We start from the raw sequence: 23,169 nt of genomic DNA on the forward strand, positions 1-23,169 counted from the left end.
GGAGGCAGCCATGGCGAAGAAGCCGGTCAAAGATCCGGCCGCGATCGGGCCGGACGCAACCCTCATTTTGCTATACGCCGGGTTCGCGATCCTCGGAACGCTCTGGCTGTCGCTGCATCTGGGCAACATGCTGTCGTTCCCGACGCAGTCGATCCCGATCAATCCGATTGCCATCGTCGCGGACCTGATCAGGGGCGACCTGCGGTGGCCGCGGGCGTCGACGGTGATCGTGCTGATCGTGGTCGCGGCGGTGCTGGCCTGGGTGCTCATCCGCAGGCAGCTCAAGAAGCGCAGGTCCATCGGTGTGCTGCCGGTCGACGAGAAGGCCGGTGTGATGGGCCAGGGCGGCGCCATCGCCCACCTCACCGCGAAGGGTGTGCGGGAGAAGGCCCAGCAGCTCGGCGTGCGCCTCGGCACCGAGGACGTGCCCGGCGTGCCGATCGGCATCGGGATCGCCGACGGCCAGATGCTGTACGGCTCCTACGAGGATCTGCACCTCGACATCTGGGGCCCGCGGCAGGGCAAGTCGACCTCACGGGTGATCCCGGCGATCCTCACCGCGATCGGGCCGGTGCTGGCCACCTCCAACAAGCGCGACGTGGTGGACGCGACCCGAGATGTGCGCGAGGCCAAGGGAAGTCCCACATTCGTGTTCGACCCGCAGGGTGTGGCAGGGGAGGAGCCCAGCTGGTTCTGGGATCCGCTGGCCTGGGTGGACGCGCGCCGCGAGGGCTGCGAAATGCGGGCGGCGCGGCTGGCCGGGCACTTCGCCGACGGTGACGACGGCTCCGACGCCAAGACCGACGCGTTCTTCGACCCCGAGGCCGAGGATCTGCTCGCCGGACTGTTCCTGGCCGCGGCCGTCGGCGACCGCAACGGCAGCAGGCCGATCGTGCAGGTGTGGGAATGGGTGACCAACCCGCAGGACACCGAGCCCATCGAGCTGTTGCGCGCGGCCCGCCATCACTACACCGCGTCGGGTCTGTCGTCGCAGTACAACACCGACGCCCGCACGCGCAGTGGCATTTTCGGCACCGCGAAGAAGATGATCCGCTGCCTCAAGCTGTCCAACGTGCACCCGTGGATCACCCGCGGCGGCGACCGCAGGGAGTTCGACGAGCTCGAGTTCATCGAACGCAACGGCACCCTCTACAGCCTCTCGCTGGAGGGCCGTGGCTCGGCGGCGCCGCTGGTGAGCGCGCTCACCGAGGCCGTGATCGACGTGGCCATGCGCAAGGCGTCGCAGTCCGGTGGTGGCCGGCTGGCCATTCCGCTGCTCGCGGTGCTCGACGAGGCCGCGAACGTGGTGCGCTGGAAGGATCTGCCCAAGCAGTACAGCCACTTCGGCTCGCGCGGCATCGTGGTGATGACCGTGCTGCAGTCGTGGGCGCAGGGCGTGCGCTGCTGGGGTGAGCCGGGCATGAACGCGCTGTGGGCCGCCGCGAACATCAAGGTGCTGGGAAGCGGGGTAGACGATACGAACTTCCTGCGCGAGCGTTCCGAGGCGATCGGCGACTACGAGGTGGTGTCCGCCTCGGTGTCGGAATCCAAAGGCGGCAAGAGCTATTCGCGTTCGCTCGGGTCGTCGAAGACGTTCAGCGTGCAGGCGCTGGCCCAGCTGCCTCGCGGCCGGGTGATCGTCTTCCCGTCCGGCGCGCCGCCGGTACTGGTTCGTACGGTTCCGTGGTGGGAGGGCGAGTACGCTGCCGAGGTGAAGCAGTCCATCTCACATCATGATCCGCAGCGAAAGACGGAGATCACCGATCTGATTCCGGGTACGCCGTCGCTCAGCAAGGGCACGCCGCCGCCGGAATTCGGGAAGGTCGAGGAGGTCAGGCCACTGTGAGCGAGCGAGCCTCGGACGCAGCACCATCGGCTACCACGCGCGCCAGTGAGGCGCGGCCGTGACCGAACAGCAGCAGCAGCCGATGATCTACGCGAGCGTTGTCGAGTTCGTGGAGAACTATCTGAGTCTGGTGTACCGGCGTCAGGTCACCGATCTCAGCGACACGGTGTGGTGCCCGGAGTGGTGGCAGCACGCCGAGGCGATCGCCCGCCTGGACGCGATGTGGCGGGCCTGGGAGCACTTCCGGCTCGACGGGGCAACGGGGTTGAGCGTGTGGTTCCTCGATCACGCCGATCCGCACATGTCGAAGCTGTTCGACCCGAAGGGGCCGTTCAAGTACTGCAGTGTGCGTAACGGGCACAAGGACATGCTCAGCCCGTTGCCGCTGAAGTCGCCGCAGCACGGCATGTTCGGTGATCCGACGATCGGTGATTTCCGGATGTAGTGTGCAGCGAAAAAGAAACGCCCGCTTGATAAGCGGGCGTTTTCTCGGTTGTCTACCTGGTGCGTTCCAGGCCGCGGGATTCCTGTTCCCTGGCCCTGGTGACCGCGGGCGCCTCTTCGGGGCGAGTGCGTACCGCCTCGATGGGGGGCTGGGCCTGGCCTACTTCGATCAGCATCCGTACCGCGGCGAGTTCGGGCGCGACGCCCATCTTCGCCAGATGCGCGGCGATCGCCATGCGGCGTTCGGGCGAGTCGTACTGCACGGCGGGCTTGGCGTGCGCGGCGGCGGCGATGCCCGCCATGCGGGTGGCCTCGGCCTGCGCCGTGAAGCGATCCTTCTCCAGCGAGACACCGCGCTCGGGGATCGGCTTCTCGATCATCCTGGCGAGCTCGGTGTTGCGCGGGTCTTTGGCCTTCGAGTCGCGGGCCTCGCGGATCTGCATCTCGCGGGCCTCTTTCATGCGAGCCTCGGTCACCTTGACGCGCGCTTCGGCTTCTTTTTGACCACGCTCGCGGGTCCGCAGTGCGACCAGTGTCGCAAGCTGCAACATAGTCCTCATCATGGCCGCTGTCTCGCGGCCGATGTCGTCCAGTTCCTCGGACATGGCTGCTCCCCGATGCTGCAGTGATCACATTATGGTTGTTGTGGTGCTTTGTCTGGGCACCGCCACGCGAACTGTAGTCCGTGGAGGATGCCCCGGCTGCAAACTTGGACACCGGGAGAACTCCGTGTCGTCGCGCGCCCTTGCTCGGGGGTCGCCCAGGTGAAGGGGTTACTACGCTACGGGAACTCCTTCTTTCGAGGTTACCCGAGAAAGCCGCGACTCAACCGTACGGCCGTGCCGCTTAACAGCATATATCGCACAATTCCGACAGGCTCGCGAACTCGCCGGAGTATCTCCGGCCTGAGCTAACCCTTACCGAAGTATCAGGGTCGCCTTCCTCGCCGCGACACGTGTCGGGCCCCGCACTCGTGCAAGTGCAGGGCCCGAACGGGTTTCCCGATGTCAGTCGACGCGGACCGACTCGATGGTGACCGGCTGGCTCGGCTTGCCGTCGCCGGGACCGTTGGAGTCGTCCTGGCCGCCCTTGGCGATCTTGTCCAGGGTGCCCATGCTGTTCTCGTCCACCGTGCCGAAAATGGTGTAGTTCGGCGGCAGCTGCGAATCGCCGTAGACGATGAAGAACTGGCTGCCATTGGTGCCAGGGCCCGCGTTGGCCATGGCGAGCACGCCACGCTTGTACGCGATCGGCTTCTGCGCGGCCATCGGATCGTTGGCATCGAGCTGATCCGTCGGGTACTCGTTGTCGAATTCGTAGCCGGGCCCGCCCATGCCGCTGCCGGTCGGGTCGCCGCACTGCAGCACCTTCAGGCCCTCGCCCGAAGTCATCCGGTGGCAGTTGGTGCCGTCGAAGAAGTTCTGCGACGCCAGGCTGACGAAACTGTTCACCGTGCAGGGCGATTCGGCGTTGTTCAGGGTCAGGCCGATGGGACCCTGGTTGGTCTCCATGCTGACGCTGACCTTCGCGTCGTTGCCGGTGGTGGGGATGCCCTCCGCCTTCACCGGCTTGGTGGCCGGCTTGTCCGCCGGTTTCTGGCTGTCCTTGTAGACGCAGTTGACCAGCGCGGGCTTGGCCACCGCCGGTGGCGGTGCGGCCGCCGACGGCGCGCTGCTGGACTGGGTCGCGTCCTTGGCCTCGTTGCTGCTGTCGTCGCTCTTGGTCAGGAAGTACACCCCGGTTACCGCGGCGACCACGACGACAACACCGAGCACCGACCCGGCGATCGTGAGTTGCTTGCGCCTGCGTGCGCGCTCGGCCCGGTTGGCGAGCTGGCGCTCCAACTTACGTTTCGCCGCTGCTCGCCGCTGTTCGTTGCTCGGCACTACCACGTTCCTCCCGTGTCCGGTTGTTACGGCATGAGAGTCTGCCATTTATTCCTGAGACTGCCCGACACTTCCCGAGTGCGGTGCGCCTCACAGGTGGCCGGAATCGCGCATAACGGGCACGAACGGGTGCGGATCGGGAGGTCGGCGTAACCGGTTGGACTTGCGGGGGCGTGGTGGTGGAAACTGGACCATCGTGACCAAGACCAGCAGCTTCTCCGCCCCGAAGGGGGTACCGGACTACGTCCCGCCCGGCTCGGCCGAATTCGTCGCGGTGCGCGACGGGCTGATCCGCGCCGCCCGGCTGGCCGGCTACGGACATATCGAGCTGCCGGTCTTCGAGGACACCGGGCTGTTCGCCCGCGGCGTCGGCGAGTCGACCGATGTGGTCAGTAAAGAGATGTACACCTTCCCCGACCGCGGCGACCGCAGCGTCACGCTGCGCCCCGAGGGGACCGCGGGTGTGATGCGGGCCGTCATCGAGCACGGGCTCGACCGCGGGCAGCTGCCGGTGAAGTTGGTCTACAACGGGCCGTTCTTCCGTTACGAGCGACCACAGGCCGGTCGTTACCGCCAGCTACAGCAGGTCGGCATCGAGGCGATCGGCGTCGACGACCCCGCGCTCGACGCCGAGGTGATCGCAGTCGCCGACGCGGGCTTCCGCGGGCTCGGACTGGACGGTTTCCGGCTGGAGCTCACCTCGCTCGGCGACGAAACCTGCCGTCCGCAGTATCGGGAACTGTTGCAGGAGTTCCTGTTCGGCCTGCCGCTCGACGAGGAGACCAAGCGGCGCGCACAGCTCAACCCGCTGCGCGTGCTCGACGACAAGCGGCCGGAGGTGCGCGCGATGACCGCCGACGCGCCGCTGATGATCGACCACCTCTCCGAGTCCGCCAAGACGCACTTCGAGCAGGTGCTCGGCTACCTGGACGCACTCGGCGTGCCGTACGTGGTGAATCCGCGGATGGTGCGCGGGCTCGACTACTACACCAAGACCACCTTCGAGTTCGTGCACGACGGACTCGGCGCGCAATCCGGCATCGGTGGCGGCGGGCGCTACGACGGACTGATGGCGCAGCTCGGTGGACAACCGTTGTCCGGCATCGGATTCGGGCTCGGGGTGGACCGTACGGTGCTTGCTCTGCAAGCCGAAGGCAAGACCGCAGGCGATCCCGCGCGCTGCGAGGTCTTCGGCGTGCCGCTCGGCGAGGCCGCCAAACAGCGGTTGGTGGTGCTGGCCGCGCAGCTGCGTGCGGCTGGGATCGGCGTGGACCTCGCCTACGGTGGGCGCGGGGTCAAGGGCGCGATGAAAGCGGCCGATCGATCCGGTGCGAAGTTCACCCTGGTGCTCGGGGATCGCGACCTCACCGAGGAGACGATCGGGTTGAAGGATATGGCGACCGGGGAGCAGCGTCAGATTCCGATCGGTGAGGTGATTGTCGCGATTCGCGAAGCGCTGGACGTGTCCGGCTAGGTCGTCTCGGCGTCGTCGCCGTGCCCGCGGCATGTCACGGTGGGGTATGGAACGGTGGCAACGTCGCGGAAGGGGGCACCGGAGTGGGGGTGCGGGGGTAACGTGACTGCGCGCACGACGTGGCGCGGAGTCGCGGAGAGGTGGGCCTGTGTCGTCGAATTCTGGTGAGCAGCACCCGGATCCACCCGTCGGGCTGGACCTCGTCGCACCCGAGATGTACGCGCCGATGCTGCGCAGGCTGGCGCTGGCCGCGGCGGGCATCGGCATCGGCTCCGCACTACTGGCCGCGACCGTGGTCAGCTGGCCGATCGCGGCGACCATCGGACTTGTCGTCGGCGCACCGACCGTCGGCTACGCTTTCGCCCTGCGTCGGCGTCGAATGTGGATGTCCGGCACCATGATCCACGCTCGCCGACTATTCGGTGAACGGCGGATCGAGGTGTCCGCCGCGACCGGCGTCGAGGTACTGATCTTCCCCGCGCGCCTCAGCCGTATCGTCTTGCGCGTGACCGCAGGGGAGATCTCCCAAATCGTCCCCCTGGCCATGTATACCGACGCAGGCAGCGGCCGCGAACTGCATCTCCTAGGTCTGCGCCGCCTGGCCGACGCGCTGGCGACCAGCCAACTAGCCGCTGCCGTGGCCGTTTCCGCGCTGCTGGTACACCAGCTACGCGCCGAAGCGCGCGACGCGAGGTTAGCCGAGCGACCCCTGTACCGCGCCGTTCAGATGGCGCGGGTCAAAGACGCCGTCTCGCCGGTAGTTCTCACCGACCGAGAAGTCGCCGCGCTGACCTGAGCTTTTCAGTCGAGCGCCCGATCGCGCAGGTTCTTCACGGAGTGCGAGATCGGCGGCAGTTCCGTGCGCATCAGACGAATTAGTGTGCAGCCGCTGATCCGCGGGCGGTCCCATCCTCGCGGTTCGGGCCTGCGGTCGGAGCCGTCATGGCAGTCGAGATTCTCGCGCTTGTCGCGCGCTTCGGCGGCCCGTGCTGCGGAGTGCTCGAAACAGCGGCAACGGGCGGGGAAGGGGATGGCGGGAACAGGAACGACTGTCTCGTTGCTCACCGTGCGGTTTTCCGGGGAGGGGGAGTCGTTAGGGTGAAAATCGAGAGTCCGCACAACTACTAGGAGTTTGCTGTGAGCGAGCGTCTACGAGCGAACCGACGGTCCGGTGTGCGGGTGCGCACGACCGAGCCGAGCGTGAGCGAGACTCGGTCGTGAGCGCCGGCGGCCGGACCGCGCCCGTGACCGTTGCCGTGACCGGCGGGGCCGGGCAGATCGCGTACGGGTTGTTGTTCCGGATCGCGTCCGGGGCGATGCTCGGTGCGGATACGCCGGTGCGGTTGCGGCTGTTGGAGATTCCGGCGGCGGTGGCTTCGCTGGAGGGCGTGGCGATGGAGTTGGAGGACGGGGCGTTTCCGCTGCTGGAGTCCATCGACATCAGTGATGATCCGTGGGAAGGATTTTCGGGCGCCAACGTCGCGGTGCTGGTGGGGGCGCGGCCGCGCACGGCCGGGATGGAACGCTCGGATCTGCTGGCCGCCAACGGCACCATTTTCACCGAGCAGGGCGCCGCGATCAACGCGAGTGCCGCCGACGACGTCAAGGTGCTCGTGGTCGGCAATCCCGCGAACACCAACGCGTTCATCGCGATGAGCAACGCACCCGACGTCCCCGCCGCCCGCTTCACCGCGATGACCCGCCTCGACCACAACCGCGCGATCGCACAGCTGGCCAAGAAGACCGGCGCGCCCGCCGCCGACATCGCCCGAGTCGCCATCTGGGGCAACCACTCCGCGACCCAATTCCCGGACCTCGCGCACGCCACCATCGACGGCCGCCCCGCCCTCGACCGCATCGACGATCCGGCCTGGTTGACCGACGACTTCATCCCCACCGTGCAGCAGCGCGGCACCGCCATCATCCAGGCCCGCGGCGCCTCCTCGGCCGCCAGCGCGGCCAGCGCCGCCCTCGACCACATCCACGACTGGGTGCGCGGCACCGCCGACGGCGACTGGGTCTCCATGGCGGTCCCCTCCGACGGTTCCTACGGCGTCCCCGAGGGCCTCATCAGCTCGTTCCCCGTCACCTGCACCGACGGCACCTACACGATCGTCCCCGACCTACCCATCGACGACTTCGCCCGCACCCGAATCGACGCCAGCGTCGCCGAACTCACCCAGGAGCGCGACGCCGTGATCGACCTGGGCTTCGCCAAGCGCCCCTGACAGCGGAACAGCCTGACCTAGGGCCTGTCGCAAAGTCCCATCCAGCCCGGAGGCATCCGGCCGGACTTTGCGACAGGCCCTAGCTGACCGTCCAGGTTTCGGGACCGCTGAGCAGCGACTGCAGCGAGTCCTGGTCGACCGGTTTGCGTTCCCGCGCCAGCGCCGTCTGTGCGCGCACTCCGTCGTCGTACGTGGGGCGGCTGACGCTACGGAACACGCCGGTGACGACGTGGTCGAGCGCTTGGTCGGAGAGGCGGGAGAGGGCGTAGGCGTATTCCGGGTTGTCGGTGTAGGCGTCGTGTACGACGATGTCGGATTCGGCGACAGCGTCGGTGCGGGTTACCTCTAGCCCGAAACCGCTTCGGATGACGGCGAATTCATTGTCGGCACCGAAGCGGATGGGCTCGCCGTGGTGCAGCGGGACCAGGTGTGCGGCGGCATTGTCGCGGCGCAGGGCGTCGAACGACCCGTCGTTGAAAATGGGGCAGTCCTGCAGGATCTCGACGAACGAGGTGCCGCGGTGCTCGGCGGCGGCGCGCAGCACCTCGGTGAGTCCCGCGCGATCGGAGTCCAGGGCGCGGGCAGCGAAGGTGGCTTCGGCGCCGAGCGCGATCGACAGCGTGTTGAAGGGGTGGTCCACCGAACCCATGGGGGTCGACTTGGTGACCTTGCCTTGTTCCGAGGTCGGCGAGTACTGCCCCTTGGTGAGTCCGTAGATCCGGTTGTTGAACAACAGGATCGTCATGTTGACGTTGCGGCGCAGTGCGTGGATGAGATGGTTACCGCCGATGGACAGCGCGTCACCGTCGCCGGTCACCACCCAGACCGACAGGTCGGGGCGGGTCACGGCGAGCCCGGTGGCGATGGCGGGCGCGCGGCCGTGGATGGAGTGGATGCCGTACGCCTCGAGGTAATACGGGAAGCGGCTCGAGCAGCCGATCCCGGAGACGAACATCAGGTTCTCCCTGCGCAATCCGAGTTCGGCGAGGAATCCGCGCACGGTCGCGAGGATCACGTAGTCACCGCAGCCGGGGCACCAGCGCACCTCCTGATCGGTGGTGAAGTCCTTCACCTTCTGCGGACCCGCCGCGGCGGGTACCCCGGACAGTCCGGTCAAGCCGAGATCTGTGCCGACAAGCGAGGTTTCCACGATGGTCATTCGTTACCCCCAGTGCTGACGTACGTGGCCCGCGCTCTGGCGGCGAAGGCCTTGTCCTGTTCCATCTCCTCGATCGAGCCGTCCAACGCGGCGTCGATCACGCCGACGAGTTCCTGCGCGGAGAACGCGGTGCCCGCGATTTTCGTCCACGGCTGCACATCGACCAGGTACTTCCCACGCAGGAGCAACGCGAGCTGGCCGCCGTTCATTTCCGGTGCGACCACCGTGCGGTAGCGCCGCAGCACGGCACCGACGTTGCCGGGCAACGGGTTCAGATGACGCAGGTGCGCCTGCGCGACCGGCACGCCGCGCCGGCGCGCGCGGCGACAGGCCTCACCGATCGGCCCGTAGGAGCTACCCCAGCCGATGAGCAGCAGTTCGGCCCGCCCATCCGGATCTTCGACCTCGAGATCGGGCACGCTGATGCCGTCGATCTTGGCCTGCCGCAACCGAACCATCAGTTCGTGATTGGCCGGATCGTAGGAGATGTTGCCGCTGCCGTCGGCCTTCTCCAGCCCGCCGATCCGGTGCGCGCGACCCTTGGTGCCCGGGACGGCGAGCGGCCGGGCCAGGGTTTCCGGGTCGCGGGCGTAGGGCTGGAACGGGTCGGCGTCGTCGCCTTCCGGCTCGAACCCGGTTTCGATCGGCGCCAGGTCGGTGACCTGCGGAATCGACCACGGCTCCGAACCATTCGCGATCGAACCGTCGGACAGCAGCAGCACCGGTGTGCGATAGGTGAGCGCGATCCTGGCCGCCTCGACCGCGGTGGCGAAGCAGTCGGCGGGGGAGCGCGGCGCGAGCACGGCGACCGGTGATTCGCCGTTGCGCCCGTACAGCGCCTGCAGCAGATCGGCCTGCTCGGTCTTGGTCGGCAGGCCGGTGGACGGCCCGCCGCGCTGCACATCGATCACCAGCAGCGGCAGCTCGGTCATCACCGCGAGGCCGATGGTCTCGCTCTTGAGCGCGAGCCCGGGGCCGGAGGTGCTGGTGACACCCAGCGCGCCGCCGAGCGAAGCGCCCAGTGCCGCACCGATTCCCGCGATCTCGTCCTCGGCCTGGAAGGTGGTGACGCCGAAGTTCTTGTGCTTGCTCAGCTCGTGCAGGATGTCCGAGGCGGGGGTGATCGGGTAGGTGCCGAGGAAAACGGGCAGCCCGGCGAGCTGACCCGCGGCGACCAATCCGTACGCGAGCGCGGTATTGCCGGTGATCTGGCGATACGTGCCGGGCGGCAGTTTCGCGGGCGCGATTTGATAGGTGGTCGCGAAACTTTCGGTGGTCTCGCCGTAGTTCCAGCCTGCCCGGAACGCCAGCACGTTGGCCTCGGCGATGTCGGGCTTGGCCGCGAACTTCTCCCGCATGAACTTCTCGGTGCCGCCGATCGGCCGCCCGTACATCCAGGACAGCAGCCCGAGCGCGAACATGTTTTTCGCGCGCTGGCCGTCCTTCTTACCGACGCCGGTGGATTCGGTGGCGCCGAGGGTGAGCGAGGTCATCGGGACGCGGTGCAGCACGAAGTCCGCGAGCGTGCCGTCGTCCAGCGGGTCGGCGGGGTAGCCGACCTTGGTGAGGTTGCGCTTGGTGAACTCGTCGGTATTCACGATGACGGTGGCGCCGCGCGGCAGATCCTCCAGATTCGCCTTCAGCGCTGCCGGATTCATCGCGACGAGTACGTCGGGTTGATCGCCCGCGGTAAGGATGTCGTAGTCGGCGATCTGAATCTGGAACGACGAAACGCCAGGTAGCGTGCCCTGGGGCGCTCTGATCTCGGCGGGGAAGTTGGGTTGGGTGGCGAGGTCGTTGCCGAACGCGGCCGCTTCGTGCGTGAAACGATCGCCGGTCAGCTGCATGCCGTCGCCGGAGTCACCGGCGAACCGAATGACCACCTTTTCCAATTTCGCTGCGTCGGCGGCATTTTGGGCTGGGCCGACATCGTTGTGGTGCGAAACCATCTGCCTGCTTCACTTCCTCGTCGATGAGAGGGTGCCATCGCCAAACTACTCCGCACCGCTCGGTACGTCCGCCCGATATGTGAGGTTCCCGGGTATTGCGTTGCGGGGTACCGGTGGTCGATCGCGCGCGGCTTCAGCCGAACAATGCCAGCTGCGGGTCTGTGGCGTGCGGACTTTGCGGCTGTGTCTCCGGTTCGGCCCGTTTTTCCGGCTTCAGCGCGTGTCGTTTCAGGAGTGGGTCGACTCGCTCGCGCAGCCAGGTCGAGTACTCGGGCGTCACATAGGCGCCACGGCCGTAGAGCTGACGGTAGCGCCGGACCAGCGCCGGATGATGCTCGGCGAGCCAGTCGAGGAACCAGCCGCGGGTGCTGCCGCGCAGGTGCATCGGGAAGGCGACGGCCGAGCGTGCGCCCGCGTCGGCGATCGCGCCGAACAGCTCGTCCAGGTGCGCCTTGCTGTCGGTGAGGCACGGAATCACCGGCGCCACCATGACATTCACGTCGAAGCCCGCCTCGCTGAGCGCGCGCACGAGCTCCAGCCTGGCCTTCGGCGCCGGGGTGCCGGTTTCCAGGCTGCGGTGCAGGTCCAGATCGAAGATCGCGATCGACACCGCCACGCTCACCCGCACCTCGCGCGCGGCCAGGGTGAGCAGCGGGAGGTCCCGGCGCAGCAGGGTGCCCTTGGTGAGGATGGAGAACGGCGTGCCCGAGTCGGTGAGTGCGCGAATGATGCCGGGCATCAACCGGTATCGGCCCTCGGCCCGCTGGTACGGGTCGGTGTTGGTGCCCAGCGCCACCGGCTGCCGATGCCAGGAGCGGCGGCCCAACTCCTTGCGCAACACCGCGGCGATATTCGTCTTCACCACGATCTGGGAATCGAAATCCCGGCCGGCGTCCAGGTCCAGATACTCGTGTGTCGGACGGGCGAAGCAGTAGCGGCAGGCGTGCGAACAACCGCGCATGGGGTTGATCGTCCACTGGAACGGCAGGTTGGAACTCTCCGGCACTTTGTTCAGCGCGCTTTTACACAGCACTTCATGGAAGGTGATGCCCTCGAACTCCGGGGTCTGCACGGTGCGCGTCAACCCGGCCCGGGTGAGCCCGGGCAGCGCGCCGTCGTCGGCGCCCAAGGTCTGGCTTTGCCACCGCACCACTCCAGTCGAACATATGTTCGCCTGGAGTGCAATCTGCTACCGCGCGCCGGTCACGACGGCGGCCGCACGACCTGCGCTATCTGCATTCGGTCGGCGTCGAAGTGCGCCGTGATTTCCCGGCCTCGCGCATCGATGATGCTGGATGGGTCGGCCTAACTCGTGCCATTCGACTCCAGCAGCCGAACCCCCCGCCAGCCTATCGGCCGCTATGTCTCGATCGGCCCGATCCGGCGGGTGTGCGCGTAGACCGCGGCGTGGATGCGGTCACGGACGCCGAGTTTGGTGAGCACGTGCGAGACATGGGTTTTGACGGTTTGTCCGCCGATGCCGAGGGCGCGGGCTATCTCGGGGTTGGTGTACCCCTTCGCGATGAACCGAAGGACCTGATGTTCCCGCGGCGTGAGGGTTTCGACCTCCGGGGTGGCCGGGAACGGTTCGCTGCCTGCGGACAGGCGAGTGATCAGCTGCCTGGTCAGCACCGGGTCGATCAGGGCGGCGCCGTGCACCGCAGTGCGGACGGCGGCGAGCAGGTCGTCGACGGGCGCGGATCGCGCGAGGAACCCTGTCGCACCGAGTTGTAATGCGCGATAGAGGTTTTCGTCGGTGTGCTCGGTGGCGAGGGCGAGGATTCTGGTGGTAGCGGCGTCGATCGGCCCGGCGTCGGTCAAGCCGGGCAGGTCGAGATCGATGAAGGCCACGTCCGGGCGCAGGCGTTGGATCTCCCGAACGGCGGCGCGGCCGTCACTGACCTCCGCGACGCAGGCCATATCCGGTTGGCCTGCGATCGCGGCCTGCATACCCAGCCGAAACAGCAGCTGACCGTCGGCCAGTAGCACCGAGATGGCCGGCCCGCGAGCGGGGTCGGCGTCACCCGTCGATCGGTCCGGCCGCAGGTCCACCGAGTAATTGGTCGGCCGCGGGTCCGCGTGCGCGGTAGCGACCGACAGCGTCATCGCGGTGATCGCGAGAATGAGCGTGGACACCACGCGCAGCAGCGGATGGGTCGAGCGGTTCGCAGCCATGGTTTCAGACCGTAGGCTCATCAGCCGCCGATGCCCAGCATGTCATCGCAGAAACCCTTGGTAATTCCTGTTCAGCACCTGGCTTTCGAGCTGTTTGACCGTGTCCAGGGCGACGCTGACCATGATCAGCGTGGAGGTGCCGCCGAAGGCCAGCATCGACGCCGAACCGGACGTACCGAAACCGAGCACCAGGTTCGGCAGCACCGCGACGGCGCCGAGATACAGGGATCCGGGCAGGGTGATCCGATTGAGGACATGACTCAGATGGTCGGCGGTCGGTTTGCCGGGCCGGTAGCCGGGGATGAAGCCGCCGAATTTCTTCATCTCCGCCGCACGCTCCTGCGGGTTGACGGTGATCGCGACGTAGAAGTAGGAGAAGAAAACGATCAGCGCGAAATAGCCGGTTACGTGGACGGGATGATCGGTGTCGGCCAGATACTTCTGGATGAACGCCGCTACGGGGCTGGAGTTCCCCTGCATGAACTGCGCGACCAAGTTCGGTAGGAAGAGCAGCGACGAGGCGAAGATGACCGGGATGACACCGGCCTGGTTCACCTTCAGCGGCAGGTACGTCGCGGAACCGCCGTACATCTTCCGGCCCACCACCCGCTTGGCGTATTGCACCGGAATCCGGCGTTGCCCCTGCTCGATGAAGACCACGCCGACGATCAGCGCGGCTACCGCGAGACAGACACCGGCGAAGACGATTCCGCCCCGGCTCTCCAGGATCGACCCGCCCTGAGCGGGAATCTGCGAGGCGATGCCAGCGAGGATCAGCAGCGACATACCGTTGCCGAAACCGCGCTCGGTGATCAACTCACCGAACCACATGACCAGCGCCGCCCCCGCCGTCATCACGAGCACCGCGGTGAGCATCGCGAACAGCGAACTGTCGACAAAGATGTCGTCGGCACAGCCGCGCAGCAGTTGCCCCCGCGCGGCCAACGCAACCAGCGTCGTGGCTTGCAGTAATGCCAGCGCCATCGCCAAATAGCGGGTGTACTGCGTGAGTTTGGCTTGGCCCGACTGCCCTTCCTGCCGCAACTCCTCGAAGCGTGGGATCACGACGGTCAGCAGCTGCGTGATGATGCTCGCGGTGATGTAAGGCATGACGCCGACCGCGAAAACCGAGAGCTGCAGCATCGAGCCGCCGGAGAACAGGTTGATCAGCTGGTAAATGCCTGCGGATTCCCCACCCGAGTTCAGTTCGATACAACTGCGCACCGCCGCGAAATTTACGCCGGGAGAAGGCACTATCGCGCCGAGCCGAAACAACGCCAGCAGTCCGAGCGTCCAGCACACCTTCCGCCGGAGTTCCGGGGTTCGGGCAGCCGACATGAAGGCGGAAAGCACAGTAGCTCCTGAGGGGCGACGCTGAGAAGCCGAGTGGATCCACGCGTTACGGGATCGGCTCGGCGGGGCTCCTCGACGGTATGGAAAGTCGGTGCCCATAAACGTCGGCCGGGAGACCGATTTCGAGCTCACCCGACTGGGGGAGTCAGGCAGCGTGCGTGCTGCGGTGCATCGGCCGCAGCCGCTCGGCGGAGGTCAGCGCGGTTCGGCGGGGCTGATCTCTTGGCGGTGGACGATCATGTCGAACCACTGAGCCAGGCTGCCGCCGTCCATGTACGAGCCGGGGCCAGCATGGGCCAGGCCCCGCGTTCGCACGGGAGCCGCGAGCCAGCGTCGCACCGAAATGGGTGCGGGCCGACGCAGATCCAGGACGAACTGGTCGAGCTGCACCTTGCCGAAGGGCTGTTCGAACCAGCCCGCGGCGGGCGGTGGCATGACAGCGGTTTCGTCGGGTCCGACGCTGACGGCACCGTGGTCGAAGGTGAAGCCGATCGACAAGTACTGGTGGCCGTACCACTGGCGCAGATACGATCCCGCGCTCGGGAAGCGCAGGTCGGGGCCGGGCGGGACAGTGATTCGTAGTTCAGGAGCGTTGGCGGTGTGCGCGCTCGCCGCCCAATACGCGACCTTGTCACCGGTGAATTCACGCCACCACCTGAGGTTTTGGGCCGCGTGGGCCTCCCGGTACCCGAGGCTGTCGGCAAAGGGCAGGCGGTAATGCTCGTAGAACGAGACGATCTGGCGCGCATGCTGTAGCGCCAGTTCATGGGTTCTGGACTCGGGCTCGTGTGGCACGTCGGCGATCAGGTCATGAACGCGGCGCGCATGGTCGACATAGGGCTGTTTGTCCGGAACGCCTTGGTACCAGCGGACGTAGTCGTCTGTCGGTGTGGTGGGTCGGATCGCCTCGAGGTGATCGCGGAGCTCGGCGAGATGCTCTGGTGCGGCCCCGGCGACGTAGGCGTCGACCGCGTCATAGGCCGCCGGGCCCGTCAGGTAGTACTCGACGCCGAAGAACTGCACCTTGTCGGCGCGCCCGATGTTGAAGTCGCGCAGCCACTGCAGCACGTCGGCCACCTCCCGCGTCTGCCACTGCCCGCCGAGCTGGTCGACGATCACGCTCAAATCGCCTGTGCCCGTGCGGATGTAGTCGTTGACCTGAAGCCCCGTTGTCCACTGATCTTCCACAGCGAGGGAACGAAACCCCAGCTCTTCGACCAGCAGACGCACTGTGCGGTGCTTGAGCGTGAGCTCTTCCGCCGCACCATGAGTCGACTCGCCGAGCCCCACGATCTGTGCGTCGCCGATCGAATGACGAAAGGGGATAAGGTCTTCGAGCGATCCGGCGGGGTCGATGTGGTCGAGTGGGAGGGCATGGTGTCCGATCCAGTCGGGCACGGACTGCTCCGGATGCCCGGTGGCCGTCGGCGTGCCGGCGAGCACCACGGTCCCGATCCCCACGGCGACAAGTCCCAACCGCCGCCGCCAATTACGTTCGTGTCGATGCATCGACTTCCCTTTCGCTGCATCTCCACGATCGCGGTCGGCGGTCGGATGCGCGTCCTTCAGGAAGCGACTCCTCGGGTACGTCGCTGGACGTATCGGTCGGCACTGCACGGATCATCGCCGAGCGAAAATCGAGTGGCCGAACTGTTCGGTGCAGGGTTGAGTGGGGCGCAGCCGTTATCCACTGAAAGGTCCTGAGATGGCCAGTAAGTTCACCGAGCTCGCGATCGACTGTGCCGATCCCGTGAGTCTCGCTCAGTTCTGGTGTGCGGTCCTCGGTTACCAGGTGCTGGACGAAGAGGATGGGTTCGTCACCATCGGTTCCCCTTCGGTGCCGGAAGGGAGGGATCGTCCCGGTCCGGTGCCGCCGACGTTGGGGTTCGCGCGCGTGCCGGAGGGCAAGACGATCAAGAACCGGCTGCACATCGATGTCAACCCGACCGACCGGGATCAGGACGAAGAGGTGCGCCGCTTGCTGGACTTGGGTGCTCGGTACGCGGACGTCGGCCAAGGTGACGTGAGTTGGGTGACCCTGGCCGATCCGGAAGGAAACGAGTTCTGCGTTCTCGCCACCCGTTGCCCCTGAGCGCACCGGTCTCGCTCACTGCCGAGTTTTGTCGTCTGCCATATCGAACGCGCCCGCTTCGAGGCGGCGGATGAGTCGAAGGGTCCACTCGGCGCGGCTGTCTGCGGTGTGCAACCACAGTCCGAGTACTTCGCCGACCGGCCCCCAGGTGTCCAGATCGGTGCCGGGCGGCAGTTCGCTGGTGACGCTCGTCCGCCACTGCTCCATCGCCTCGGCGCGTTGCCGCAGCAGGGCGATGGCTTCGGCGCGGGGGAGATCATCGATGAGACCGACGGCGGCGGCGAGCATGTCCATTCGCGGATCCCGCTGTGAGAGAGCGGTGCGCAGCAGCGCGAAGTAGGCCTGGTCGCCCGCGTCGGTGACCTCGTATTCGATGCGCGGCGGCCCACCCGTGGTGCTCGGCGTGATTTCGTGCGCGATCAGCAGTCCTTCGCCGGTCATGGCTTTGAGCGCGTGATAAACGGAGCCGGACTTCACGCCGGCCCATTCGTGGGCACCCCAGGATTCCAGGTCAGCGCGTACTTGATACCCGTGCGCGCGGTCCCGGCGCCGGACAGCGCCGAGAACGAGCAGGCGAACCGCGGACATGGGTTCCTTTCAGTCGGTGCCGGGGGAGCGCAGAATGCATTGCAGCTCATCGGCGTTGGCCAGGGCATCGGCGAGGGTGCCGCGGTCGGCGTCGGTCAACGGTATCGTCCGGCTGCGGTCGAGTAGCCGCCCTGCCAAGTCGGGATCGCCCATCCGGACTGCCAATTCGGCTCGGTAGGTCAGTGCGTCGACGAGGTCGACCGGTGTCGCGGTGTGCTGCTCACGCGCGAGGGTGCCGTCGAGAATCTTTGCGGCCTGGGCATTGTCGCCGTGCGAATCGGCCATGACGACCGCGTTGTCCAGCGTCTTGCGCAGCCTGCCCCTGCTCGCGCCGACCGGCTGTTCCGGCGTTGCGGCCTTGGGGTGGAAGCGAATCCAGTTCCCGCCAGGATCGACCACCAGGAATCCGGTGAGGTTGTCGGCGTTCTTGCGCTTGCGTGGGCGCGTCATCCGCGGTATTCCCGAGATCAGTAGCTTGCCGTGTACCGCGCGCATCCCCTCGGCGAAAGCGGCGAACAGCGCGCCGATATCGGGGACAAGCACCACGCACGAACCGTAGGAATCGGCCGGTTCGAAGCCGGAGATCGCGCCGAAGTGCAGGTGGATATCTTCCCGTCGCATGACCAGGCTCGGGTTCGGGCGGGTCTGGCGGTAGGTCTGTTCGAAGCCGAGCATCCGGTAGAACTCGGCGACGTCATCGATCGAATTGCACGGCAGTATCGGCACCGTCACTTCGCCGGCCATTGAGAATACCCTCTTTCAGAGAACTAGCCAAATTTGGCTAGCTGCTGAAAAAGTAGCACCCGGAGAGCGACTAAGCAAGCTTGACTAGTCGGTCCGGGTGCCGTTGATCAGGCGATCTGTCGAGTGTCCGGTGCCAGCGGGGTCGGGTCGGCGAAGAAGGCGACGAGGTCGCGCACCGTCTCGTCGGTCGAGCGCGGTCGGTAGCCGAGTTCGCGTTCGGCCTTGCCGTGGTCCACGACGGGGGCCGAGATCAGCGCGCCCAGTGCGGCTTTCGAGACGATGTCGGATTTGAAGGCCTTGCCGATCGGCGCGAGCAGCGGAATCGCCGCGCCGACGAGCTTGGGGGAGATGGCGAATCGTGGGCCGCGCTTGCCGCCGTGGGTCGCGGCGAGGCGACACAGGTCGAGCATCGAGATCATCTCGCCGCCGAGCAGGTAGTTCTCGCCGGTGCGGCCGCGCTCGGCGGCCAGCACCAAGCCCTGCGCCACGTCGCGCACGTCGACCAGGTCGAAGCCGCCGCCGATCATCGCCGGAATGCGGCCCTGCGCCGCGTCGCGCAGCGTGCGGTTGATGCGCGACAGTGGCTTGCTGTAGTCGAGGGGGCCGAACACGCCCGTGGGGTTGCAGAGCACCGCGTCCAGGCCCTGGTCGATCACCTTGCGCAGCGCGACCTCGCCTGTCCACTTGGAGCGGTCGTAGACGGGGAGGGTGGGATCGGTGGAGCGTGGCGCGCTCTCGTCGATCCGTCCGCCGCAGGTGTACTGGTTGAACGCGTGGATGGAGCTGGTGTGCACCATGCGGCGCGCGCCGGCCGCGAGCGCGGCCTCGGCGACCACCCGGACGCCCTCGGTGTTCACCTTCCAGGCCAGGTCGTTCTTCTCGGCCAGGGTGACCACCGCGACCAGGTGATAGACGACCTCGGCGCCGTGCAGCGTCTCCCGCATCGACGCCGGATCCAGCACGTTCCCGCTGACCCAGGTGACGTTCGGCTCGCCCGCCGTCGGTGGCACCACCCGATCGATGGCCGTGACCTCATGGCCGCGCGCGACCAGCAGGCGGAGCAGATTCGTGCCAAGGTAGCCGGCTGCGCCGGTCACTGCGACCTTCATGGCATCGAGAATATAGAACTTGTTCTAATTTGCAACACGTTCCAGTTTCCTTCCTATTCCCCTTGTGAACGTCGCGATGGGCTCGAAAGTTGCCGGTACCGTCCGCTATATTGAGCCCAACCGTAGCGGCCGATGCCGTTCGGCATGGGCAGACGGTGACGACGAAGAAGTTCACGACACTGATGTGCACGACGATTTGGGGGGCAACTCGATGAGTGATCTCTCGGTAGAGACCGACGCGGTCCGGGCGTTCGCCGCCACGAACGCGGGCATCGCCGGTGATCTTGCGGGGGCAGGTAATTTCGACGCGGTCAAGAACGTCTCGGCACTCGTGCCGGTGTTCGGCTTGATCGGGGTCGACTATCTGGCGATGTTCGCCGCGGCGCAGGTGCTGCAGGCGAAGGACATCAACGATCTGTCCGCCAAGTATTCCAAGCTCTCCGAGTCGGCGTTCAGCGCCGCCGCGGCCTACGACGCGACCGACTGGTCCAGCTCGGCCGCGCTCAACGCCATCGGCAACCAGATCGGCGGCGCGGTATGAAGCCACTCGACACGGGGGTGATCGCACCGGAGGAGCACGCGATAGCGCACGCCGCCGATCAGAACGTGGCCATCAGCCAGCAGGCCGTGTTCGAGGCGACGCAGAACTCGGCCGCCCAGGCCGTGCTCGACGTGCCGCTCGGCCAGGTGCCCGACGACATGCCGCCGATCGAGTCGCCGGAGTTCGTGCTGTCCAAGCGGATCAGCGACGAGCAGAACAACGCGCTCGCCACCCCGGCAGGCCTGCCGGGCATGAACGGCAATCCCACGCCGGACGCGCAAAGCATCGTCGGCGTGCCGTCCGATGTCTCGGCCCTGCTCGGTGACACCCAAGCCGCGTTGCAGCACGTGTCCGCTCCGGTGACGCAGGCGCTCGACCAGGCAACCGGCGTGCTGAACGGCGCACTCGGCTCGGCGCCCAGCGCGGCCGCCGCCGCGGTGAGCCAGGCCGGCGCCGCGGTCCCGACCTCGCTGCCCGCCCTGCCCGCCGACCCGGTCGCCGCGCTCATGCAGGGCGTCGCGGTGCCCGCGCTGCCCGGCGTCGACCTGCTGATGAAGCCGATCCTCGACCTGCTCGGCAGCTTCGGCACCGGCGTCATCGGCGCGCTCGACCCGACCGCCATCCTGAGCCAGTCCTCCAAGGTCATCGATATGGCCATGCAGGTCGGCAAGGGCAGCATGACCACCGTCGAGCAACTGTGGCAGAGCCAGGCCGCCCGCAACGCGCAGGCCGCCAGCCAGCAGGCCAACACCGAAGGCCAGGAAACCAGCAAGCGCGGCATCGACATCTCCGAGCTCACCCAGCGGGCCGCCGCGGTGGTGCAGCAGGGGAACGCGCAATTGCTCACCGTCGCTTCGTCGTTCGCCACCCAGGCGACCGCGATGGCGCCGGTGATTCTGACCCCGCCCGCCCAGGCCACACTGATGGCGTCGGCGACCGAGCATCTCGGTCAAGCCGTCGGCATCGTCAACGCCACCCGCGGCGACCTCGCCGGGAAGACGGGCGAGCTGAGCGGCATGGTGCAGCAGCTGGTCGCCCCCGGCGGCGGACCGGCCCCACAGGAGATCGCGCAGGCGCTGGCCCAGAACGTCGGCCAGCCGATCCTGGAGCAGGCCAAGTCCACCGCGTCGGACACCGCAACCCAGGCCGCAGGCTTGAACTCGTCCACCGGCGCCCCGACCACCACCTCGCCCTCATCGGTGACCAGCACCAACAGCCCGAGCACGACCAACCACGGCACTCCGGTCGGCGTACCGGGCAGCCCGTCGAGCCGTACCGGCACCGGCAGTCCGAGCAGTCGGCCGAGCACCGGCACCCCGTCGATGCCCAAGGCCACCGCCTTGCCCGGCACCAGCATGTCGCCGATCCGCCCGATCAGCGGCGTCCCCGCCACCGGTTTCGGTCCGACCTCGACCGGCACACCGAGCACCACCACCGCCGGTGCGGGCAGCGGTTTCATGGGCGCTCCCGGCGCTGCAGGTGGGCAGCGCAACGACGACGAGCACTCGCGCAATGTGCAGCCCTACCAGAGTGCCACCGGTAACGACGACCTCACCGGTCCGCTCGGTGAATCCACCCCGGATGTCATCGGCGCGACGCACTCCGATGAGATCATCAGCTCCGACTACGAGCAGGATCAGTTCTAGGAAGACATCGTTCGGGGTAGCCCGGCTCGAGCAGCAGACGTTTGCTCGGGCCGGGCTTCCTGCTGTTGGGAATAGGCGCTCGGCCGAGGGTGGGGTCAGGGGCTGGGGACGAAGGCGTCGAGGAGTTTGCGGTAGAGGTCGGCGAAGCGTTTGCGGGCGGCTTGTTGTTCTGGGGCAAGGCCTTCGGTGGAGTCGGGGGCGTAGACGACGAGGTGGGCGTCTTCCTCGGGTGCCTGCGGCATCAGGTCGATGATTTGGCTGCCTTGATCGGTGATGGTCGGCATGCCGAAGTCGACGGCGGCGAGGGCTCGGGTTTCGGCCAGGGCGGCGGTGAGGGCCTCGGGCGGGATGTGGCCGTTGACCTTCTGCGGCGGGCTGTCCGGATGTCGTTCCGCGGCAACGGCATCGGGCATTTTCACGGCTCGCCCGTCACCGGACACCTCGAGCTGGGGACGGAGGTCGATGCGGGTCTGCCAGCCGTTCGGGATGGTGGTGAGGGTGAGCAGCGCGAGCGGAGCGGAGACGGGACCGTGCGCCGCCGGCTGGTCGGGCGGGTCGGCTGCCGCGGTTCCGGTGCTGATCGCGAGCGCCAGCATGGCGACCAGCAGTGCGGCTTTCGTTCGGCGCATAGTTCGCAACCTCCGTGTCGATGACAACGCTCCGCTGACATCGCACAGGGATGTCAGCGGAGCGTCAAATCCGCGCGTGGCGAATGCGGTTGGCGTGTTGGGCAATCCGACCGGTCAGCGCAGTGCCGGCGGATTGTCCACACTCGGCGCGGAGTAGGTGTCGCAGGCCTTGACCTGGCCGGTCTTGTATCCGGTGAGGAACCACTTCTGCCGCTGCTCCGACGATCCGTGCGTCCACGCCTCCGGATTCACCCGTCCCCGGGACGCCTGCTGGATCCGGTCGTCGCCGACGGCCGACGCGGCCGAGAGCGCGTCGCGGATGTCGTTGTCCGACAGCGGCTTCAGGAATGGCTGGTTGCTGCCCGGCGCCGGGGTCTTGTCCGCGAAGTGCGCCCAGAGACCGGCGTAGCAGTCGGCCTGCAGCTCGGTGCGCACGGCGGCGGAGTTCGCGCCCTGCGGATCCCGTTGGGCGCGGTCGATATCGCCGAGCTGATTCTGGAGGTGATGGCCGATCTCGTGCGCCACCACGTATTCCTGGGCGAGCGGCCCGCCGCTGGCGCCGAAGCGATCGGTAAGCTCCTGGAAGAAGCTGACGTCGAAGTAGGCGCTCTGATCGGCCGGGCAATAGAACGGGCCGACCGCGCTGGTCGCATTGCCGCATCCGGTGCTGATGGCACCGGAGAACATCCGGACCTTCGGCTCCACATAACGCTGGCCGGTCTGCTTCGGCAGTTCCGGCGCCCACACCGAGTCCAGACTCTGGATGGTGAGCGCCACCCGGCAGTCGACGTATTTGTTGGCGCTCGCTCCGTCGGTGCAGCGTTCCGGCAAGCCACCGGGCGCCGGTGCCACCTGAGAGTCCTGGGCGCCGGTGAGATCGCCGATCAGCGAACCTGGATCGCCGCCGAGCAGCAGTGCCAGCACCAGCACGATCAGTCCGCCCGCACCACCCCCCAGCGCGATTTTGCCGCCCCTGCCCGGTCCGCCACCTACCGAAACCCGGTCCGGGTCGATCTGCATGCCCTCGTTGAAGGTCATCGTCGTCGCTCTCTGTGTTGTCGCCTGCACGGGCGCCGCGTGGTCTAAAGCTTGACACAAGCGGGGCGGGGTCTGATTCCACCCGGCGGACGTGTTTCGCCACGGTCCCGGGATGCCACGTTCCGGGCGGTTCAACCCTGTGCGGCGCGAGGATGTCGCGATGGAAACAGAGGCGGCGAGGGGCTGCCGCGAGCGTGGCGGAATAGCTCGTATCGGATGGCGCAGGAAATCGTCAGGAATAGTTGGCAGCCTGAAAATGGCAGTGGCC

At 67.1% G+C, this 23,169-nt stretch carries 22 protein-coding genes; 8 read left to right on the plus strand and 14 right to left on the minus strand.

Annotated elements, in window-relative coordinates; translation table 11 throughout:
- Window positions 1–10: 10 nt before the first annotated feature.
- Together ACIHA7_RS20420 and ACIHA7_RS20425 are read left to right on the plus strand one after the other, a co-directional pair.
- A complete protein-coding gene (locus ACIHA7_RS20420; RefSeq protein WP_397291607.1) occupies window positions 11–1,846 on the plus strand; it encodes a type IV secretory system conjugative DNA transfer family protein in 1,836 nt (611 codons plus the stop codon).
- A gap of 58 nt (window positions 1,847–1,904) precedes the next feature.
- Entirely contained in the window at window positions 1,905–2,291 is a 387-nt protein-coding gene (locus ACIHA7_RS20425; RefSeq protein WP_397291609.1) for a DUF4913 domain-containing protein, read from the plus strand.
- Between the two features lie 52 nt (window positions 2,292–2,343).
- Here the strand turns inward: ACIHA7_RS20425 and ACIHA7_RS20430 are convergent, their stop codons facing one another.
- Both ACIHA7_RS20430 and ACIHA7_RS20435 read right to left on the minus strand, forming a co-directional pair.
- The gene (locus ACIHA7_RS20430; RefSeq protein ID WP_397291611.1) at window positions 2,344–2,895 is read right to left on the minus strand and encodes a hypothetical protein; all 552 of its coding nucleotides are present in this window, start codon (window positions 2,893–2,895) and stop codon (window positions 2,344–2,346) included.
- A gap of 402 nt (window positions 2,896–3,297) precedes the next feature.
- A complete protein-coding gene (locus tag ACIHA7_RS20435) occupies window positions 3,298–4,176 on the minus strand; it encodes a peptidylprolyl isomerase (protein WP_397291613.1) in 879 nt (292 codons plus the stop codon).
- A 196-nt stretch (window positions 4,177–4,372) separates the two neighbouring features.
- Between ACIHA7_RS20435 and hisS the strand changes: the two genes are divergently transcribed.
- The gene (gene hisS / locus ACIHA7_RS20440) at window positions 4,373–5,650 is read left to right on the plus strand and encodes a histidine--tRNA ligase (protein ID WP_397291615.1); all 1,278 of its coding nucleotides are present in this window, start codon (window positions 4,373–4,375) and stop codon (window positions 5,648–5,650) included.
- Window positions 5,651–5,798: 148 nt separating this feature from the next.
- Entirely contained in the window at window positions 5,799–6,446 is a 648-nt protein-coding gene (locus ACIHA7_RS20445) for a hypothetical protein (protein ID WP_397291617.1), read from the plus strand.
- 5 nt (window positions 6,447–6,451) lie between these two features.
- Here the strand turns inward: ACIHA7_RS20445 and ACIHA7_RS20450 are convergent, their stop codons facing one another.
- Window positions 6,452–6,769 carry a hypothetical protein gene (locus ACIHA7_RS20450; protein WP_397291619.1) on the minus strand — a complete coding sequence of 106 codons (318 nt, stop codon included), beginning with the start codon at window positions 6,767–6,769 and terminating at the stop codon, window positions 6,452–6,454.
- 98 nt (window positions 6,770–6,867) lie between these two features.
- Here ACIHA7_RS20450 and ACIHA7_RS20455 point away from each other — a divergent pair, with 98 nt between their 5' ends.
- Entirely contained in the window at window positions 6,868–7,878 is a 1,011-nt protein-coding gene (locus ACIHA7_RS20455) for a malate dehydrogenase (protein ID WP_397291621.1), read from the plus strand.
- Between the two features lie 79 nt (window positions 7,879–7,957).
- Here the strand turns inward: ACIHA7_RS20455 and ACIHA7_RS20460 are convergent, their stop codons facing one another.
- From ACIHA7_RS20460 to ACIHA7_RS20485, 6 genes are all read right to left on the minus strand, one after another.
- Entirely contained in the window at window positions 7,958–9,037 is a 1,080-nt protein-coding gene (locus tag ACIHA7_RS20460) for a 2-oxoacid:ferredoxin oxidoreductase subunit beta (RefSeq protein ID WP_397291623.1), read from the minus strand.
- The gene (locus ACIHA7_RS20465) at window positions 9,034–10,986 is read right to left on the minus strand and encodes a 2-oxoacid:acceptor oxidoreductase subunit alpha (protein ID WP_397291625.1); all 1,953 of its coding nucleotides are present in this window, start codon (window positions 10,984–10,986) and stop codon (window positions 9,034–9,036) included. The genes ACIHA7_RS20460 and ACIHA7_RS20465 overlap by 4 nt, the downstream gene beginning before the upstream one ends.
- Before the next feature lie 133 nt (window positions 10,987–11,119).
- Window positions 11,120–12,136, minus strand: a complete 1,017-nt coding sequence (locus ACIHA7_RS20470) for an Rv2578c family radical SAM protein (protein WP_397291627.1) — start codon at window positions 12,134–12,136, stop codon at window positions 11,120–11,122.
- A 209-nt stretch (window positions 12,137–12,345) separates the two neighbouring features.
- On the minus strand, window positions 12,346–13,161 hold the full coding sequence (locus ACIHA7_RS20475; protein WP_397291629.1) for a LuxR C-terminal-related transcriptional regulator: 816 nt from the start codon (window positions 13,159–13,161) through the stop codon (window positions 12,346–12,348).
- Window positions 13,162–13,203: 42 nt separating this feature from the next.
- The gene (gene secY / locus ACIHA7_RS20480) at window positions 13,204–14,514 is read right to left on the minus strand and encodes a preprotein translocase subunit SecY (RefSeq protein ID WP_397291631.1); all 1,311 of its coding nucleotides are present in this window, start codon (window positions 14,512–14,514) and stop codon (window positions 13,204–13,206) included.
- Window positions 14,515–14,709: 195 nt separating this feature from the next.
- Entirely contained in the window at window positions 14,710–15,960 is a 1,251-nt protein-coding gene (locus tag ACIHA7_RS20485; RefSeq protein ID WP_397291633.1) for an erythromycin esterase family protein, read from the minus strand.
- A gap of 259 nt (window positions 15,961–16,219) precedes the next feature.
- Here ACIHA7_RS20485 and ACIHA7_RS20490 point away from each other — a divergent pair, with 259 nt between their 5' ends.
- A complete protein-coding gene (locus tag ACIHA7_RS20490) occupies window positions 16,220–16,606 on the plus strand; it encodes a VOC family protein (protein WP_397291635.1) in 387 nt (128 codons plus the stop codon).
- A gap of 15 nt (window positions 16,607–16,621) precedes the next feature.
- Here the strand turns inward: ACIHA7_RS20490 and ACIHA7_RS20495 are convergent, their stop codons facing one another.
- The 3 genes from ACIHA7_RS20495 to ACIHA7_RS20505 form a co-directional block, all read right to left on the minus strand.
- The gene (locus tag ACIHA7_RS20495) at window positions 16,622–17,194 is read right to left on the minus strand and encodes a PadR family transcriptional regulator (protein WP_397291637.1); all 573 of its coding nucleotides are present in this window, start codon (window positions 17,192–17,194) and stop codon (window positions 16,622–16,624) included.
- A gap of 9 nt (window positions 17,195–17,203) precedes the next feature.
- Complete coding sequence (locus tag ACIHA7_RS20500; protein WP_397291639.1) at window positions 17,204–17,938, minus strand: VOC family protein; 735 nt, start codon at window positions 17,936–17,938, stop codon at window positions 17,204–17,206.
- A gap of 107 nt (window positions 17,939–18,045) precedes the next feature.
- Window positions 18,046–19,047: an NAD-dependent epimerase/dehydratase family protein gene (locus tag ACIHA7_RS20505; RefSeq protein ID WP_397291641.1), complete on the minus strand. Its 1,002-nt coding sequence runs from the start codon at window positions 19,045–19,047 to the stop codon at window positions 18,046–18,048.
- 64 nt (window positions 19,048–19,111) lie between these two features.
- On the opposite strand from ACIHA7_RS20505, the gene ACIHA7_RS20510 reads away from it, so the two are divergent.
- Together ACIHA7_RS20510 and ACIHA7_RS20515 are read left to right on the plus strand one after the other, a co-directional pair.
- On the plus strand, window positions 19,112–19,588 hold the full coding sequence (locus ACIHA7_RS20510; RefSeq protein ID WP_397291643.1) for a type VII secretion target: 477 nt from the start codon (window positions 19,112–19,114) through the stop codon (window positions 19,586–19,588).
- Window positions 19,585–21,234 carry a hypothetical protein gene (locus ACIHA7_RS20515; protein ID WP_397291645.1) on the plus strand — a complete coding sequence of 550 codons (1,650 nt, stop codon included), beginning with the start codon at window positions 19,585–19,587 and terminating at the stop codon, window positions 21,232–21,234. Before ACIHA7_RS20510 ends, ACIHA7_RS20515 begins: the two co-directional genes overlap by 4 nt.
- Before the next feature lie 95 nt (window positions 21,235–21,329).
- Here the strand turns inward: ACIHA7_RS20515 and ACIHA7_RS20520 are convergent, their stop codons facing one another.
- Together ACIHA7_RS20520 and ACIHA7_RS20525 are read right to left on the minus strand one after the other, a co-directional pair.
- Window positions 21,330–21,863, minus strand: a complete 534-nt coding sequence (locus tag ACIHA7_RS20520) for a hypothetical protein (RefSeq protein ID WP_397291647.1) — start codon at window positions 21,861–21,863, stop codon at window positions 21,330–21,332.
- Window positions 21,864–21,977: 114 nt separating this feature from the next.
- Window positions 21,978–22,901 (minus strand): neutral zinc metallopeptidase, encoded by a 924-nt coding sequence (locus tag ACIHA7_RS20525; RefSeq protein WP_397291649.1) that lies wholly within the window; start codon window positions 22,899–22,901, stop codon window positions 21,978–21,980.
- Between the last annotated feature and the right edge of the window lie 268 nt (window positions 22,902–23,169).

The organism is Nocardia sp. NPDC052316 (assembly GCF_044547795.1).
Taxonomy (GTDB): Bacteria; Actinomycetota; Actinomycetes; order Mycobacteriales; family Mycobacteriaceae; genus Nocardia.

What these genes read in the sequence shown, in the direction of transcription:
- ACIHA7_RS20420 (WP_397291607.1), top strand. Translation starts at nt 11, where the DNA reads ATGGCGAAGAAGCCGGTCAAAGATCCGGCCGCGATCGGGCCGGACGCA.
- ACIHA7_RS20430 (WP_397291611.1), bottom strand. Translation starts at nt 2,895, where the DNA reads ATGTCCGAGGAACTGGACGACATCGGCCGCGAGACAGCGGCCATGATG.
- ACIHA7_RS20460 (WP_397291623.1), bottom strand. Translation starts at nt 9,037, where the DNA reads ATGACCATCGTGGAAACCTCGCTTGTCGGCACAGATCTCGGCTTGACC.
- ACIHA7_RS20465 (WP_397291625.1), bottom strand. Translation starts at nt 10,986, where the DNA reads ATGGTTTCGCACCACAACGATGTCGGCCCAGCCCAAAATGCCGCCGAC.
- ACIHA7_RS20475 (WP_397291629.1), bottom strand. Translation starts at nt 13,161, where the DNA reads ATGGCTGCGAACCGCTCGACCCATCCGCTGCTGCGCGTGGTGTCCACG.
- ACIHA7_RS20490 (WP_397291635.1), top strand. Translation starts at nt 16,220, where the DNA reads ATGGCCAGTAAGTTCACCGAGCTCGCGATCGACTGTGCCGATCCCGTG.
- ACIHA7_RS20495 (WP_397291637.1), bottom strand. Translation starts at nt 17,194, where the DNA reads ATGTCCGCGGTTCGCCTGCTCGTTCTCGGCGCTGTCCGGCGCCGGGAC.
- ACIHA7_RS20500 (WP_397291639.1), bottom strand. Translation starts at nt 17,938, where the DNA reads ATGGCCGGCGAAGTGACGGTGCCGATACTGCCGTGCAATTCGATCGAT.
- ACIHA7_RS20505 (WP_397291641.1), bottom strand. Translation starts at nt 19,047, where the DNA reads ATGAAGGTCGCAGTGACCGGCGCAGCCGGCTACCTTGGCACGAATCTG.
- ACIHA7_RS20515 (WP_397291645.1), top strand. Translation starts at nt 19,585, where the DNA reads ATGAAGCCACTCGACACGGGGGTGATCGCACCGGAGGAGCACGCGATA.
- ACIHA7_RS20520 (WP_397291647.1), bottom strand. Translation starts at nt 21,863, where the DNA reads ATGCGCCGAACGAAAGCCGCACTGCTGGTCGCCATGCTGGCGCTCGCG.
- ACIHA7_RS20525 (WP_397291649.1), bottom strand. Translation starts at nt 22,901, where the DNA reads ATGACCTTCAACGAGGGCATGCAGATCGACCCGGACCGGGTTTCGGTA.